Below are 15,255 nucleotides of genomic sequence, written 5' to 3' on the forward strand. Positions count from 1 at the left end.
TCCTTTCTGTTATCGTTAAGCCTTACTTTATTTTATTTGTTTGCTTGGTTCGCTTTCGCAGCTTTTGCGTTGCCTGCGTTGTTAGCTGCAGCTACTTCTTCAGCCATTTCTGCGTTGAACTGATTTTCGTTGACATTCATTTTGTTCTTCTTGTTCTTTGCCACCTGAAATCACCTCCCGGACATTGTTGGGATAGCTCCCGAACTATAGTATGTCCGCATTGAGGCTTAATAATTTTCCATTTTAAGACAGCCGACTATAATGAATTGACACGCAGGCTCGGTGTAAATTCGTTTAAAGCGTCCATTTCCTTTTCCGTAACCTTGCCGCTGCCCTTTTTAATGACAAACACTTTAACCTTCTTTTTGCCCCACTGGCTGAACACCTGCTCGCGCGTTTCATAAAACAGATCGATTTTCCGGCCCTTAATCGCTGAACCGATATCGGCAACGACCCCATAGCCATAACCCGGTATGTACAAAATGCTGCCAATTGGGAATACCTTCGGGTCAGCCGCAATCGTCGAGAAGACGTCCTTACGAACCTTGACGCCGGAATAAGTAATCCCATACTCCGGATGGCTCGGGTCCTTGCCCGTCGATTCCTTCCCAGCGGTATAGCCGGTAGCTGTGACTTCCACCGCTTCAAGCTTTTTCAATTGATCCTTATGGAGAAACGGAATGACCTTCGCAAGCTCCATCCACTGATCACGCGTTCGGAATGCCGGAATGCTTGGCCCGGATTCTTTTTCCGGATCTAATGGCTCAACCCGAGGCACACGAACCGCCATACGCTCCGTTACTTTGTCCAAAGGCGTAATCCGGCCCGCTTCTACTGGATCCACTTGTGATGACACCGGCTCGACGGCCGGCCGCCCAAAGCGTGCGTCATCAATCATCCTTGCATTCGCTGTTTGAAATCCATCAGAAGATAATGCCGTCAACGTACTAAGAAATACCATCCAAAATGCAACTAATCGAATAAACATAAAACATACCTCCCCCTACTTTGGAGGATGCCCGAATTTTCCAATTCTCATACATCGGGGTTCCAAAATAAGGAGAGGTACGATAAAAGCTGCTATATTCCGTTCTTGCTTAGTAACGCTTGCCCTTCGTTTCTTCGTTCAGCATGGCTACCACCGCTTCAATGCTGTGGACGCCGATATCGCCTTCGCCGCGCTTGCGGACCGCAACCGATCCGGCAGACTGTTCGTTTTCGCCGACAACGAGCATGTACGGCAAACGCTCCAGCTGTGCTTCACGGATTTTGTACCCGAGCTTTTCGTTGCGAAGATCCGTCTCCACACGGAAGCCGGCTGCGCGAAGCTTTTCTTGAACTTGCTTGGCGTAGTCATCGTACACCTGCGAAACCGGAATGACCTGTGCTTGAACCGGAGAAAGCCACGTCGGCAGCGCACCGGCGAAATTCTCCAGCAGGAACGCCGTCATGCGCTCCATCGTCGAAATAATACCGCGGTGGATAACCACCGGGCGATGCTTCTGTCCGTCTTCACCGACATACTCCAGCTGGAAGCGTTCAGGCAGCAGGAAGTCGAGCTGTGCAGTCGACAAGGTTTCTTCCTTCTTAAGCGCAGTGCGGATTTGCACGTCCAGCTTCGGACCGTAAAACGCCGCTTCGCCTTCCGCCTCGAAAAATGGCAGACCAAGCTCCTCCACAACCTCGCGCAGCATGCGCTGGGACATTTCCCACATTTCGTCGTCCTGGAAATACTTCTCCGTATCCTTCGGATCGCGGTAGGACAGACGGAAACGGTAATCCGAAATGCCGAAATCTTCGTAAACCTGGCGGATCAGATTCACCACTCGAGCGAATTCTTCCTTAATTTGATCCGGGCGGCAGAAAATGTGTGCATCGTTCAGGGTCATGGCGCGTACGCGATGCAGGCCGGTCAATGCGCCGGACATTTCATAACGGTGCATCGTACCAAGCTCCGCAATACGGATCGGCAGATCACGGTAGCTGCGCATATCGTTTTTGTACACCATCATATGGTGCGGGCAGTTCATCGGACGAAGCACGAGCTCCTCGTTGTCGAGCGTCATCTTCGGGAACATGTCCTCGTGGTAGTGCTCCCAGTGTCCGGACGTTTTGTACAGCTCTACATTTGCCAGTACCGGCGTATAAACGTGGCTGTAGCCGAGCTTTTCTTCCAGATCAACAATGTAACGCTCCATAATGCGGCGCAGCTTCGCACCTTTTGGCAGCCACATTGGCAGGCCTTGTCCAACCTCGCGCGAAAACGCAAATATTTTCAGTTCTTTGCCGAGTCTGCGGTGGTCGCGCTTCTTCGCTTCTTCCAACAGCGCCAGATGCTCGTCCAGCTGGGCTTTCTTCGAGAAAGCCGTTCCGTAAATCCGCTGCAGCATCTTATTTTTAGAATCACCGCGCCAATATGCGCCGGCAATGCTCAAAAGCTTGAACACCTTAAGCTTGGCAGTGGAAGGGACGTGCGGACCGCGGCACAGGTCAAAAAACTCGCCCTGCTCATAAATCGTGATCGTCTCGCCTTCCGGCAAATCGCGAATCAGCTCCAGCTTCAACGGATCGTTAATCTCCGTGTAAATCCGAATGGCTTCTTCACGGGACACTTCAACCCGGCGAATCGGCAAGTTTTCATTAACGATCTTTTCCATTTCCTTCTCCAGCTTCACTAAATCCTCGGCCGAAATCGGAGTGTCTAGATCCATATCGTAATAAAAGCCGTCTTCAATGACTGGTCCGATCCCGAGCTTTACCTCGGTTTGACCGTACACCCGTTTTACCGCCTGTGCGAGTAAATGCGCTGTACTGTGGCGAATGACCTCAAGGCCCGCCTCGCTGTCCGGCATTACAATTTCGATGGAGGCATTATCAGACAGTGTGTGTGCCAGATCGACCACTTTTCCATTTACCTTGCCTGCTACTGCATTCTTCCGTAAGCCCGGACTAATTGATGCCGCAATGTCTTCAATGGATACGCCAGCATCATACTCGCGTACGGCTCCATCCGGCAGTGTAACTTGAATTGCCATTGTTCTTCCACTCTCCTTCGTTAAGTTAAGAAATCAAAAAAAGCACTCTTCCCGTAAAAGGGACGAATGCTTTGCGTTCGTGGTTCCACCCTGATTTCCATCCATGCGGAGTACGCCGCTTGAATGCTCAGACCCGGTAACGGCGGGCGCCGTCGATGCTTACTTAAGCCTTATCGAACTCCGGCTTGTTCCGCGTCACACTTCAAAGGGGTAGGTCATCTGGTGCTTCGGAGGGAGCTTTCAGCCATGGTTCCCTTCTCTGAGCCGCGCGTTCCAATGCCCGTATCTTTGATCATCGTTTTTGAAAAAATGAGCTTTATGCATGTGAATTATATCAATTCATTTTTGCATGGTCAAGGGGACATTTGGTCCTTATGATTACGCTCTCCAAGCAGCGGTTTGCAAAAATTACAGTACGTGCACAGCTTTGCCCGATCTTCGAAAATTTGCTGTATCGTACGGATGACCTGCATATCGGGATGACGGGTGTGGATAAATATTTTTTGCGGAGAAACGGAAATTAATGTACTGACGATCAAGTCTTCATAATTCACTTCTTTATCGATCAATTCCACTACGAACTGATCCATCTGTTCGGTCTCAATCGGCTTCATCTGTTCATTCAAAAGAACAAAGTCCCGCTCCCCCTGATGGACCAAATGAGCTATCGGAATTTTGGCATCCTGAATGTACACAAAATATTTCAGCAAGGAGATAAATTCCTGATACTGCTGATCCATGATGTATTCATCTACGGCATACTCCGCCATTTCCCGTAATTCTTCGTGATAATGCTGCAAACGAAAGCGGATAAACCCTTCCAAAATAAGCAGCGTATGCTCCTCCAAATATTCCTGAAAGGCCTGTTCGATTTTCTTTGCGCGTTTTTGCCCAATATCCAGCCCTGTATTCTCTTCCTCTTCCGAGGTGAGATCGATTAAATGCTTTGCATGCTTTTCAATAGCGGCGAGCTCTTCTTCGTTCTTATATTGGTACTCTTTCATTAAAAGCTGGCGAAGCAGCAGCATTTCCTGGTCGAGAACATATTCGGTGCAAGCGGAAGCGATGGCCCGAATCACTTTCTTTCCATGCAGCGCAAGCTGGAAACGAGGCAGTTCCCCCCGTACGACAAGGTTCGGCCCATCTTGATTAAGAGTTGTATGTAAAGACGCCAGCCGCTCGGACAATTGCTGAATCCAAAGGGCAGATGCCTCTGATTTCATTTCTTTAATATTTATGGTAAAAAGCTCCATGACCTCACTCCCTTCCGTCTGTTAAAGTATATGGCTCTCGATTAGCATATATACGATCTAACATATGGAAGCGGACATCCGGTTATGAAAAATAATATTTTTCCACGCGATCAAATGGTACAGTTTTCCACCTGTTCGAGACAGTAAAAAAAGGACGAGCAGATCAGATCTGCTTCGTCCTTCACGTTGGATTAGTTTTGCATCACAAAGTCTTTATCGACCGATTCATTCTCGTGGAACACTCGTAAAATTTCATATTTGGTGTTCCGCTGGGCAGGAATTTTCCCCGCTTCGCGAATAAGCTTGAGAATGAGATCAATGTTTACCTTATGTGTCGCGCCAGCCGCCGAGACGACATTTTCCTCCATCATCGTGCTGCCGAAATCGTTCGCTCCATAAGAAAGGGAGAGCTTTCCAACCTCCGGCCCCATGGTCACCCACGACGATTGGAAGTTATCGATATTATCGAGCATTAATCTGGCGATCGCCAATGCTTTTAAGTATTCTTCCGGTCCAAGGCGTTCTGCCTTCAGGTTTGTATTATCCGGCTGGAACGTCCAAACGATAAAGGCTAAGTACCCTTTGGACGGATAGTTGTTTGTAAGGCATTTATCCTGCGATTCTCGGATACGCAGCAGGTGCAGCACCCGCTCTTCCAGCGATTCCCCAAAGCCGATAACCATCGTCGCTGTTGTATTCATGCCGACTCGGTGGGCGGTTTCCATAACCTCGATCCAGTCTTTCCACGAGCCCTTTAAGCGGCTAATTTTTTTACGCGTCCGGTCGTCGAGGATTTCCGCACCGCCGCCAGGAAGAGAATCCAAGCCGGCAGCGTGGATATCACGAATAACCTGCTCCAGCGTCAAGCCGTCGGATACATCCACCATCTTGCGGATTTCTGCCGGCGAAAAGGAATGCATCGTAATTTGAGGAAATCTTGCCTTAATTTGCTTTAATAAGTCCGTGTAATAGGAAAAAGGCAAATTCGGATTCGTTCCGCCCTGCATTAAAATTTCCGTACCGCCAACATCTACCGTTTCCTGGATTTTTTCCAGAATCGTTTCGTTGGGCAGCACATACCCTTCATTTGAACCCGGCGAACGGTAAAACGCGCAAAAACGGCAGTACACGTCGCAAACATTGGTATAGTTGACATTCCGGCCGACAACAAAGGTTGTAATCGGCTCCGGATGCCGGCGCTGCATTATGATGTTCGCCGCGTGTCCGATCTTTTCGACTTCATTGGAGGCAAACAACGCCATCCCATCGTCGAAGTCAAGCCGTTCACCGCGCAGCGCTTTATCTAAAATATGATCGATATCGCTCATGAGATCCCTCCCTGCCCCCAATCCTAACATAAAAGCTAGAATTCGGCTAATGAACATTCAGGGGCAATTGTTTCCGTCACTGCTGATTGAGCTCTTCGGCCGCCTTCGCAAAAGCTTGCTCCAAATCGGCAATCAGGTCGTCCGAATGCTCAATACCGACGGAGAACCGCAGGAGGCGATCGTCAACGCCAACCTTCCGGCGAATTTCTTCCGGAATATCCGCGTGGGTTTGCACCGCCGGGTAGGTCATCAAGGATTCCACACCGCCAAGCGATTCGGCGAATGCAATCAGCTTAATCGACCGGAGGATCGGTTCGATCGTACGCGCATCCTTCATTTTAAAGGAAAAAATACCGGTATTGCCGGAGGATTGCTTGGTTTGAATCTCATGCCCCGGGTGATCGGTCAGCGCTGGGTAAAATACTTCCGCAACCATCGGATGCGAACGCAGCCAGTTGGAGATCACCGTTGCATTATGCTGATGGCGTTCCATCCGCAGCGCCAGCGTCTTCATTCCGCGCATAAGCAGCCAAGAATCCTGCGGTCCAAGCACCGCGCCGATGGAATTGTGCAGGAAGGCGATTTCCTTCGAGAGCTCTTCGCCTTTGGTTACAATCAAGCCGCAGAGCACATCGTTGTGCCCGGCCAAATACTTGGTGGCGCTGTGCACGACGATATCCGCACCAAGCTCAATCGGACGCTGGAAGTAAGGAGTCAGCAGCGTGTTATCAACAATCGAGACAATGCCGTGACGGCGCGCCCACGCACATGACGCTTCAATATCGGTAATCATCATAAGCGGATTCGTCGGCGTCTCAATCAAAAGTCCCTTCGTATTCGGCGTTCGAGCGGCCTCCAGCTCATCGATATTGTTCGTATCGACATAGGAAGCCGTCACGCCAAAGCGCGTCATAATTTGCTCAAGCAGACGGTAAGTCCCGCCGTACAAATCTAAAGAAACAATGAGGTGATCGCCTTGACGGAACATCGCGAATACCGTCTGCAGCGCCGCCATCCCGGAGCTGCAGGCAAAGCCGGCGTCACCGCTTTCCAATTCTGCTACAGCTTCTTCCAGCACCTTGCGGGTCGGCGACTTCGTTCTGGCGTAATCAAAGCCGGTGCTCTGTCCCAGCTTCGGATGGCGAAACGCCGTTGACTGCACAATCGGATAACTAACCGCCCCGGTTACCGGCTCCGAAACGGATCCGATCTGTGCAAGCTTACTTTCGATTCTCATTACTTCCTTCCTCCGTCCTCTAATTTGAACTTATGTTATTTAGCTGCCGTATTCGTTTCGTAAACACTCAGCTCGTATGGTGTCTCCTGGTATACGTAATAATTTAACCAATTGGAGAAAAGCAAATTAGCATGCGCTCTCCACTGCGCTCTCGGAGTCTTTGTCGGATCGTTATCCGGGAAATAATTGCGCGGCAGGTCGATACAAAGCCCCTTATTTACATCCCGGTCATATTCCCATTTCAAGGTGAGCGGATCGTATTCCGAGTGACCGGTAACGAATATGTGGCGCCCGTCTTTCGTCGCAACGAGATACACGCCCGATTCCTCGGCTTCGGCCAAAATTTCAATGTCCTCCACCTTTTCGATATCCTCGCGTCTTACATCCGTATGGCGGGATTGCGGTACATAAAACATTTCATCAAACCCGCGGGTGAGCTTTATGTTGCGCTTTGTCAGCGTGTGAGGGAAAACCCCGAAAATTTTGCTTTCCATCGTATATTTCGGAACGCCGAAGTGATAATAAAGTCCGGCTTGAGCCCCCCAGCAAATGTACATCGTAGAGGTTACATTTTCATTGGCCCAATCCATGATTTCAGTAAGCTCTTTCCAGTAATTCACTTCCTCAAATTCCATCAGCTCGACTGGGGCGCCTGTAACGATCATTCCGTCAAAGCGCTCATGCTTAATATCGTCAAACACTTTGTAAAATGCCTGCAGATGCTCTTGCGATGTATTTTTTGAAACATGACTTTGCGGATGAATGAGCGTCACTTCAATTTGCAGCGGCGTATTGCCGATCAATCTAAGGAGCTGTGTTTCTGTCGTCTCTTTCGTGGGCATTAAATTTAGGATCACAATGCGCAAAGGGCGAATATCCTGTTGATAAGCCCGCGATTCATCCATGACGAAGATGTTTTCGTTTGTCAGGATTTCTTTGGCCGGTAAATGGTCCGGAACTTTGATCGGCATGGGAACCACCACTTTCTTAGGAATATATAAAGCAAAAGGACCTTTCCATGAGAAAGGTCCGGTGCAATCGCCGTTATCCTCTCTCATCTCCCAGAAGTCAATACAATTGCTTCCGCAAGAATTAGCACCGTGCCTAGCCCCTATAATCGGGGTCAAGTCGGTTGCCGGGCTTCATCGGGCTAGTCCCTCCACCTACTCTTGATAAGAGTTAATATCCTATTTGAATACTTATAATCATATCGGTTAGGCAGTTTAACGTCAAGATTGTTTTTCTTGAATCCTTGTTCCTGCGGCGGTATACTATCAATGCACATAGGCATAAAGCCAAAAGCCAATAATTCAAATACTTGAAATTAGGGGTGAACCAAGAATGGACGGCGACCGACCGCGATCTACAATCGGCAGTACCCAATTCATACTTGCAAGCGGGAAGACGGCGGCAGCCAGCCTATTCGGTTTATTGCCAGCGGCTTAATGCGCCTTTTCCCGTGAAGCGAAAGGAGCGTAAACGGGATGAAAGTTCGTCTAGTGCAGAACGGGGTCTTTACGCAAATCGAGAACGCAGCAGCTGCACTGCTGCCGCCCGAAAGCGGATTTTATTGGATCGATGCAGGGGTTGAGGATTTAGAGACGCTGCAAACGATGTTTCATTTACATGATTTGGCCGTCGAGGACTGCCTTACGGAGGAAGAACAACGGCCGAAGCTGGAGCTGTACGAGAATCATTATTTTATCGTAATCAACAGCATCCGTTTTGATGATGAAGAAATTTTCCTTCGCGCATTGAACATTTTTTTAGGACGTCATTTTATAATTACGGTTACGAAGCAAAAAATTCATGAGGTTCGCTCCGTCAAACCCATCCTTTGGGAAGAGGAAGTCCATTCCCCGGACCGTTTCCTTTACCACCTGGTTGACTTGGTTGTCGACAACTATTTCTTGGTCGCTGACCGAATCGAAGCCAAAATCGAGAAGCTTGAAGAAGACATTCTCATGCGGACCAAGAAATCTCATTTGAATGAAATTATCAGCCTGCGAAGTGAAATTTTATGGTTGAAAAAGGTGCTGGGTCCGCAAAAAGAGCTTATTCTCATGCTTAATAAACGCGACCTCAAGCTAATTGACGATAAGCTGCAAAAATACTTTAGCGACATTCATGAGAACGCCGTAAAAATATCTGAAACGTTCGACACGTTCCGCGACCTGATGGGCAACCTTCGAGAAGCTTACCAATCCAGCCTTTCCAGCCGCGCGAACGAAATCATGCGCGTATTTACCGCCATTACAACCATATTCATGCCGCTTACATTTATTACCGGAATTTACGGAATGAATTTTGACAGCCTGCCGGGAATTCATACGCAATATGCGGAATACTTTATCGTAGCGTTTATGATCTTATTGGGCAGCGGAATGTTCTATATATTCAAAAAGAAGGATTGGCTGTGAGCCGCTCCTTCTTTTTTTGTCCCATATGTAACTGATTTATGAAACCGCTGTGGAGTCCTTGCTGTTTTGCTTCTTATAACGCAGCCTTAACAAACGAAGCCAATCATACGCCCGCTCCATTTCCTTGGCGCCTAGGCTTTCACCATATACCTTTTGATAAACGGGCTTCAAATAACGATGGCCCTCCGTCTGAAAAGCCGCAATTGCCTCCTCCCTTTTTTCTTCAGGCACTGCCGATAGCTCCGTCACCAAAAATGGATCAATATCGTATCCTTCCTCGTCAAGCTGCTCCGCCCAAACCGTAACCTGCCTCACATTTAGCGACAACGCTTCTGCAAGCTCCGCTGCTGTTGCCCCGTTAACCATCCCTTCCAGCAGCTTTGCCTTGATTACCCCTCTGTTCTCAGCATCTTTCAGCTTTTGTTCCTGCTGTCGTCCCATCCAAGAATGAAACTCTCTTTCATCAATTTGATCTAATATCCAGTTCACTGGAAAAGCAGACTCCCTGTTTTCCCGATTTGTCATGGTTAAGATATCCTGCCCGTAAAGCTCAACCTTTCTCGCACCAAGTCCTGGGATTTGCATAAGCTCCTCCTCCGTCTGCGGCAGGAAAACAGCGATCATCTTTAATACGCGATTCGTTGCAATCAGATATGGCGTCTTCTTCAGCTTGGCGGCCGTTTCATTCCGCCACTTCCGCAGTGCAGCGTAGCCTTCTTCATTTACATAACGCTCGCTATAATATTCCATCGCGTTTACCAGCCTTGCACGATCCGACATGATCACGATCGGTTCCGCCGCCGTATCGATCATCGGCACAAAGCCGAAATCCATCTTCTCACGAATGCCTGTGCGGAAGCAGGCCAGCATATCCTCCCAGCAATCTCCCTCATACCAAACCGATTGCTCCTCCCCATCCGCCCTGCCGGGCTCATTCCAAATCACGTACCACTTGCCTGCTTCTTCGCAAATCGAAATTTGCGCCGATCTTGCCCGGTCCTCCTCCGTCTTACGCTCCAGGCTGTTCAAAAACACGAAATTCATAGATAACCCTCCTTTGTTTTCTAACCACGCAAAAAAGCACCCCTTTACGCCAAAGGCATAAAAGGGTGCTTCCCCGTTCGTTAGTATTAGCCAAATCATACCATATTGTAGAAAACGCCACAATAGCAAATTATGTTATACTAAGGAGGCTTCCAAAGCGAAGCGATTATGGTCAAAAATGAGGTGTCCGCAATGTCCTTTGATTATTTATCCGACAGCACGGAAGAAACGAGCACCCGGTTTGTCACCTTCGTCACCGACAACCTGAGCCGTTTTGATTTAGCGATTGTTACAACGAACCGATTTTACGGCAAAAAGCTGGTCGTCGATTTGCAGCGAAACATCTCGGCGATTATCGGTCCCGACGATTTGGAGGAAGAAGGGTATTTGGAGTATACCTTCAAGCTAACAGAGGAAGAAGCAGAAGAGCTAGCCGATTTCTTATCCGGCATTGTCGGTCCGGTCAACTTCTCCGACCTGTAGTTACCAGTTATCATTCCCTTCCGGTGATCGCATACTAAGCAGGATCCTTCCCATTACGATTGGACTCGGAAAGGGGCTGAACAGCTGATGAACGGATTTTTGGAAGAAGACCGTCAACAGACTACGGACCTAAGCACCGTCGAATCCATGCGAAACGATTTGGCAGCGGAAGAATTTCCTGAAGGCCCTTACGGTGCCTCCACCAATGAGGAGATCCTTGGGAAGAGCACGCCATGGCGTGTCGATCAACGGCCTCCAAACCGGTTTGCGTATGAAAACCGCGAGCTGCACGAAGGGATGCCTCGGCAGTTCCCTCCAGGTCATCAAACACATGATGAAAATCAAGATGAAACGTTTGTGGAAACCCGTGACGATTAGTCCGGGCTTTCTTTTTACCCAATACTGCGCTACGCGATGGTTCGAATGAGGGACTTAAACTCGAATTCTTCGAATTTCGCCTGCAGCTTTTCCTTATTCCAGCCCCACTCGCTCTGCTCCAATACGAAAAGCGTCTCGATATCCGTTTGGATCGTCGCGAGCTCCTTGGACATGTAAATCAAATCCTTGTTATCGATCAAGCGCTGTTTAAGCTTGCCGGCGACCTCGTCGATTCGTGCGTAAATGCCATCGATCGTTTCAAACTGCTCCAGCAGCTTGAGTGCCGTCTTAGGACCAACATTCGGGCAGCCCGGAATATTGTCGCTGGCATCGCCCATTAAGCCCTTCAGCTCAATGATTTGATGTGGATATTTAACCCCTTTAAGCTCATAAAGATTGTCGAGGGTAATTGCTTCATAATTTCCAAAGCCTTTTTTCAGCATCAGCACCTGTGTGTTCTCGTCTATGAGCTGCACCGAATCTCCGTCACCGGTCAAAATCGAAACCTTGACCCCCTCGCCTGATGCCTGCTTCGCAATCGATCCGATTAAATCATCGGCCTCATAGCCGGATATACCGAAGGCGGGAATATCAAATGCCTCGACAAGCTCCCAAAGCTTATCAAACTGCGGGATGAGAGGCTCCGGCGGCGACTGCCTCTGCGCTTTATACTCCGGATATTTTTCGGTACGGAAGGTTGTTTTCCCCATATCGAAAGCGCAAACGACATGCGTCGGCTTGAAGCGTTTGATGGCATCCATCATATATCTTGTAAACTGGTATAACCCATTTGTATAAAGACCCGTTGAGGTTTGCATTAAATTCCCGGTTACCGCGGTTGCGAAGTACCCCCGGAATAAAAGCGCGAAGCTGTCAATCAGCATCAAATGCTTTTCGGATTGAGGCGTATCTGAATTCATTGCTGCTTCCATTGTTAAATTCCTCCTTCAAGCTATTGTCGCAAACTTGTAAACCATTTTCCGATTCGTAAGGCCGCTTCCTGAAGCGTTTCCTTATCATGAACAAGTGCGATTCGCACATATCCTTCACCCTCGGACCCAAACGCGTCCCCAGGAATGACGACAACCCCCGTGTTTTGTAAAATTTCCCGGGAAATTTGTCGAGATGTTCCACCCTCGGGAATTCGCGCCCATAAAAACATGGTAGCTTTTGGCGAAGGAATCTCCCAGCCGAATTGTCGAAACTCGTGGACAAACACATTTCTCCGGTCCTCATACAAGGCCGCCGGCTTATAGCCGGTTTCTATGCTTAAACGAAGGGCCTCTACACCTGCATGCTGAACCGCACTGTAGACCCCGTAATCAATGTTTGCTTTTAATGCCTTTAATGCCCCGACCGCACCCGCATGACCTACAAGAAAGCCGATTCGACATCCTGCCATATTAAAGCTTTTCGAGAGTGAATGAAATTCGACACAGACGTCTTTCGCCTGCGGAATTTGCAAAATACTCGGGGGAATAAAACCGTCAAAAGCCATTTCCGAATAGGCCGCGTCATGGACAATAAGGATTTCATGCTTTCGGGCAAAAACAACTAACCGCTCATAAAAAGCAAGATCAGCTACGGCAGCCAATGGGTTATTCGGATAATTCACAATCATAAACTTCGCACGCTGGGCTATATCGGCCGGAATACGTTCCAAATCCGGCAAATATCCATTCTGCTCGCGCAGCGGGTATGGATACGCCTCTATGCCCGCCAAAGCGACACCAGCGTTATAAATCGGGTATCCGGGATTCGGCACTAACGCAAGCTCGCCTGGATCAGCCAGAGCCATCGGCAGATGCGCGAGCCCGTCCTGGGAGCCCATTAAGGTAAGGACCTCCGTTTGCGCGTCCAGCGTTACTCCGAATCGGTATGTATACCATTCAGCAACGGCTTCCCGAAATTGTGCACTGCCTTCCGAAGAAGGATATCCATAAAAGCCTTGCCGAGCAATTCCTTCAGCCAACGCTTGCTGGATCCGCGGATGCGGCGGACCATCCGGGCTTCCGATCCCTAAGTCGATGACCTCGATTCCTTGACTGGCCACCTGTTGCTTTAATTGAGCCATTTCGGTAAATATCGCTGACCCCAGCAGCTGCAGTCGGGCAGATCCGATTGTGTTCATGAAGAACCTCCACACATATAAAATAACATCATTTAATTCTCTTTCTTGGCTGTCAACTCCTGCTTGTAAGTTCTTCCTCGCTGACTTGTGCATCTCTTTCCTTCCGCATGCAAAAAAGCCCTAACCCCTAAAGTAAGGGTTAAGGCTGCAATAATCCACATTTCAACAAAAAATTCACGCTAGAAATTATTTGTGTGCTTCATCTTTAATTTCTTCGCGGAATTTCTCAATGCTGGCACGGCGGCGCTCATTCTTCTCTTCCATGTTGCCGCGCTGCTCGGCAGTCATTTCATCCCCGAATTCATTCAGGTATTCCTGCGCTTCGTGCATATTTTCTTGGGTGTGCTGAATCATTTCCTGCATTTTTTCCACATTGTCTGCACGGTTATCCGGTTTTGCCATCTTTGTATCCCTCCTTTCCGTCTAAGCCGAAATTAGTATGGCTCAGCGGGGAGGAATCCAATCAATAAATCTTCGGGATTCCCAGACTTTCAATATACGAAAGCATCCCGATTAAAAATGCGGCTAATCCGGCATAAGCAATTCCAAAGCCGATTCGAGCCTTAAGAGGGACCTCGTAATAATTATCGATTTCATACGCCTGCGCTTCGATTTCAAGGGAAACGACCAGCTTAGGCGACTCCCCCATCTGACGCTCCACTCCGGTAACCGAAATTTTTTTGACCAGCGACGCTCTAGGAAGGGCAGCCTTTTCATGGAGCCCTAGAAGCTCCCAATGAACCTCCACCCATTGCGTTCCATCGAGATTGGAGTACGTAACCAGCGGGAGCTCCCGGCGATGCTGCTCACCCGGTATCATAATGCCCTGTTCCAGCAGGGGCTCCAAAGGCACTTCCGCTTTCGCATATTGTACAAAAGGTTTTCCTTTGCCGCGGCGGCGTACGTACTTTTCGAAAAGCTCGATAACAAACAAACCCCAAAAAATAAGAAAGATCCAAAGCTCCATCATGACGATGACGATAAACCCGCCGATAACCCCGACAAGCCAAAGCCACCGTGTCACCGCCGTTGATATCCGTCCGCCGTCCAGAGGATGGATCGGGAGAAGATTAATCAGATTAAGAAAAATGCCAACCTGCGCGATAACTAGCAAAAGCGGGGAATCGAGCAGGACTCCCAGCACCAGCGACAGGACGGCCCCAACTGTACCGAGCACCGGCCCGCCGATCGCAATATACGCCTCCGTCACGGCATCTCTCGGATTGCGTTTCATCATGATTAACGCGCCCAGAAACGGGATAAACACCGGGGCGGTCACCGGCAGCCCTTTCCGCTTCGCGGCCAGAACATGTCCCATCTCATGGATAAAGATCATGATCACCAGCCCTACAGCAAATGCTACAGGGAATAACAGCGCATACGCACCGATCGTAATGAACATGCTGATTAGTGCCCCGCCGAATTTACTGAATTTCAATAACGCCAAAATTGTCTTTCCCTTGGAAAGCAGGAAAAGGCCAATAGCGGTAAAAATCCATAATGAACGCTTATTTTTCTTCTTTTCTTCCGCCAATCCGCCCACCTCCGTTGTCACGCGCTGTGCAGAATGCTCCTTTTCTAAACACCTTTTATTTCCAAGTTTGCTCGAACTGCTCCTCTTTAAACCCTACGGTTACCTGCTTGCCGTCAGTCACTATCGGTCGCTTAATGAGCTTGCCATTCGACGCAAGCAGCGCGTGCTGCTCCTCCTCAGACATTGCAGGAAGCTTATCCTTGAGCTGCATTTCCTTGTAAACCTCGCCCGATACATTAAACCATTTCTTCAGCTCTAAACCCGATTGCGCTGTCATTTGCTTCAGCTCTTCCTTGGACGGAGGGTTCAGCGTAATATCAATTTTATTTAACGTATGCCCTTGTGCTTCCAGCCACTTGACTGCATTGCGGCAGGTGCTGCACTTTGGATATTGATAAATAGTCAGGTTCAT

16 protein-coding genes and 1 riboswitch are annotated in these 15,255 nt (G+C 48.9%); of the genes, 3 read left to right on the forward strand and 13 right to left on the reverse strand.

Translation table 11 applies throughout. The annotated features are described in order from the left end of the window. Nucleotides 1–32 precede the first annotated feature (32 nt). The 7 genes from GQS10_RS23490 to metA all read right to left on the reverse strand — a co-directional run bounded on the left by GQS10_RS23490 (nucleotide 33) and on the right by metA (nucleotide 7,824). Nucleotides 33–164: a hypothetical protein gene (locus GQS10_RS23490; RefSeq protein WP_279537983.1), complete on the reverse strand. Its 132-nt coding sequence runs from the start codon at nucleotides 162–164 to the stop codon at nucleotides 33–35. Between the two features lie 92 nt (nucleotides 165–256). Further along, nucleotides 257–988 carry a 3D domain-containing protein gene (locus tag GQS10_RS11190; protein ID WP_341805050.1) on the reverse strand — a complete coding sequence of 244 codons (732 nt, stop codon included), beginning with the start codon at nucleotides 986–988 and terminating at the stop codon, nucleotides 257–259. Between the two features lie 109 nt (nucleotides 989–1,097). Further along, nucleotides 1,098–3,035, reverse strand: a complete 1,938-nt coding sequence (gene thrS, locus GQS10_RS11195) for a threonine--tRNA ligase (RefSeq protein WP_166242078.1) — start codon at nucleotides 3,033–3,035, stop codon at nucleotides 1,098–1,100. A gap of 353 nt (nucleotides 3,036–3,388) precedes the next feature. Then, a complete protein-coding gene (ytxC, locus tag GQS10_RS11200) occupies nucleotides 3,389–4,288 on the reverse strand; it encodes a putative sporulation protein YtxC (protein ID WP_166242080.1) in 900 nt (299 codons plus the stop codon). Nucleotides 4,289–4,479: 191 nt separating this feature from the next. Beyond that, nucleotides 4,480–5,616: a cyclic dehypoxanthinyl futalosine synthase gene (mqnC, locus tag GQS10_RS11205; RefSeq protein ID WP_166242082.1), complete on the reverse strand. Its 1,137-nt coding sequence runs from the start codon at nucleotides 5,614–5,616 to the stop codon at nucleotides 4,480–4,482. 76 nt (nucleotides 5,617–5,692) lie between these two features. After that, on the reverse strand, nucleotides 5,693–6,853 hold the full coding sequence (locus GQS10_RS11210) for a PLP-dependent transferase (RefSeq protein ID WP_166242084.1): 1,161 nt from the start codon (nucleotides 6,851–6,853) through the stop codon (nucleotides 5,693–5,695). 35 nt (nucleotides 6,854–6,888) lie between these two features. Beyond that, on the reverse strand, nucleotides 6,889–7,824 hold the full coding sequence (gene metA, locus GQS10_RS11215) for a homoserine O-acetyltransferase MetA (protein ID WP_166242086.1): 936 nt from the start codon (nucleotides 7,822–7,824) through the stop codon (nucleotides 6,889–6,891). 80 nt (nucleotides 7,825–7,904) lie between these two features. Further along, a riboswitch (SAM riboswitch) is annotated at nucleotides 7,905–8,032 on the reverse strand. A 305-nt stretch (nucleotides 8,033–8,337) separates the two neighbouring features. Between metA and corA the strand changes: the two genes are divergently transcribed. Continuing rightward, nucleotides 8,338–9,273 (forward strand): magnesium/cobalt transporter CorA, encoded by a 936-nt coding sequence (corA, locus tag GQS10_RS11220; protein WP_166242088.1) that lies wholly within the window; start codon nucleotides 8,338–8,340, stop codon nucleotides 9,271–9,273. 36 nt (nucleotides 9,274–9,309) lie between these two features. Here corA and GQS10_RS11225 read toward each other — a convergent pair whose 3' ends face one another. Next, nucleotides 9,310–10,317, reverse strand: a complete 1,008-nt coding sequence (locus GQS10_RS11225) for an HRDC domain-containing protein (RefSeq protein WP_166242090.1) — start codon at nucleotides 10,315–10,317, stop codon at nucleotides 9,310–9,312. Between the two features lie 192 nt (nucleotides 10,318–10,509). Here GQS10_RS11225 and GQS10_RS11230 point away from each other — a divergent pair, with 192 nt between their 5' ends. Both GQS10_RS11230 and GQS10_RS11235 read left to right on the forward strand, forming a co-directional pair. After that, entirely contained in the window at nucleotides 10,510–10,800 is a 291-nt protein-coding gene (locus GQS10_RS11230; protein ID WP_166242093.1) for a DUF3055 domain-containing protein, read from the forward strand. Between the two features lie 87 nt (nucleotides 10,801–10,887). After that, nucleotides 10,888–11,178, forward strand: coding sequence for a hypothetical protein (locus tag GQS10_RS11235; protein ID WP_166242095.1), 291 nt, complete (start codon nucleotides 10,888–10,890; stop codon nucleotides 11,176–11,178). 29 nt (nucleotides 11,179–11,207) lie between these two features. Here GQS10_RS11235 and GQS10_RS11240 read toward each other — a convergent pair whose 3' ends face one another. From GQS10_RS11240 to GQS10_RS11260, 5 genes are all read right to left on the reverse strand, one after another. Next, complete coding sequence (locus GQS10_RS11240) at nucleotides 11,208–12,110, reverse strand: 5'-3' exonuclease (RefSeq protein ID WP_166242096.1); 903 nt, start codon at nucleotides 12,108–12,110, stop codon at nucleotides 11,208–11,210. Between the two features lie 20 nt (nucleotides 12,111–12,130). Further along, nucleotides 12,131–13,309: an aminotransferase class I/II-fold pyridoxal phosphate-dependent enzyme gene (locus GQS10_RS11245; RefSeq protein WP_166242098.1), complete on the reverse strand. Its 1,179-nt coding sequence runs from the start codon at nucleotides 13,307–13,309 to the stop codon at nucleotides 12,131–12,133. Between the two features lie 186 nt (nucleotides 13,310–13,495). Beyond that, nucleotides 13,496–13,711, reverse strand: a complete 216-nt coding sequence (gene tlp / locus GQS10_RS11250; RefSeq protein ID WP_166242100.1) for a small acid-soluble spore protein Tlp — start codon at nucleotides 13,709–13,711, stop codon at nucleotides 13,496–13,498. Between the two features lie 61 nt (nucleotides 13,712–13,772). Continuing rightward, entirely contained in the window at nucleotides 13,773–14,864 is a 1,092-nt protein-coding gene (locus tag GQS10_RS11255; RefSeq protein WP_341805051.1) for a site-2 protease family protein, read from the reverse strand. A gap of 34 nt (nucleotides 14,865–14,898) precedes the next feature. Then, the gene (locus tag GQS10_RS11260; RefSeq protein WP_166242102.1) at nucleotides 14,899–15,255 is read right to left on the reverse strand and encodes an arsenate reductase family protein; all 357 of its coding nucleotides are present in this window, start codon (nucleotides 15,253–15,255) and stop codon (nucleotides 14,899–14,901) included.

This window comes from Paenibacillus turpanensis, from assembly GCF_011421635.1.
In the GTDB taxonomy this organism is placed as follows: Bacteria; Bacillota; Bacilli; order Paenibacillales; family YIM-B00363; genus Paenibacillus_AK; species Paenibacillus_AK turpanensis.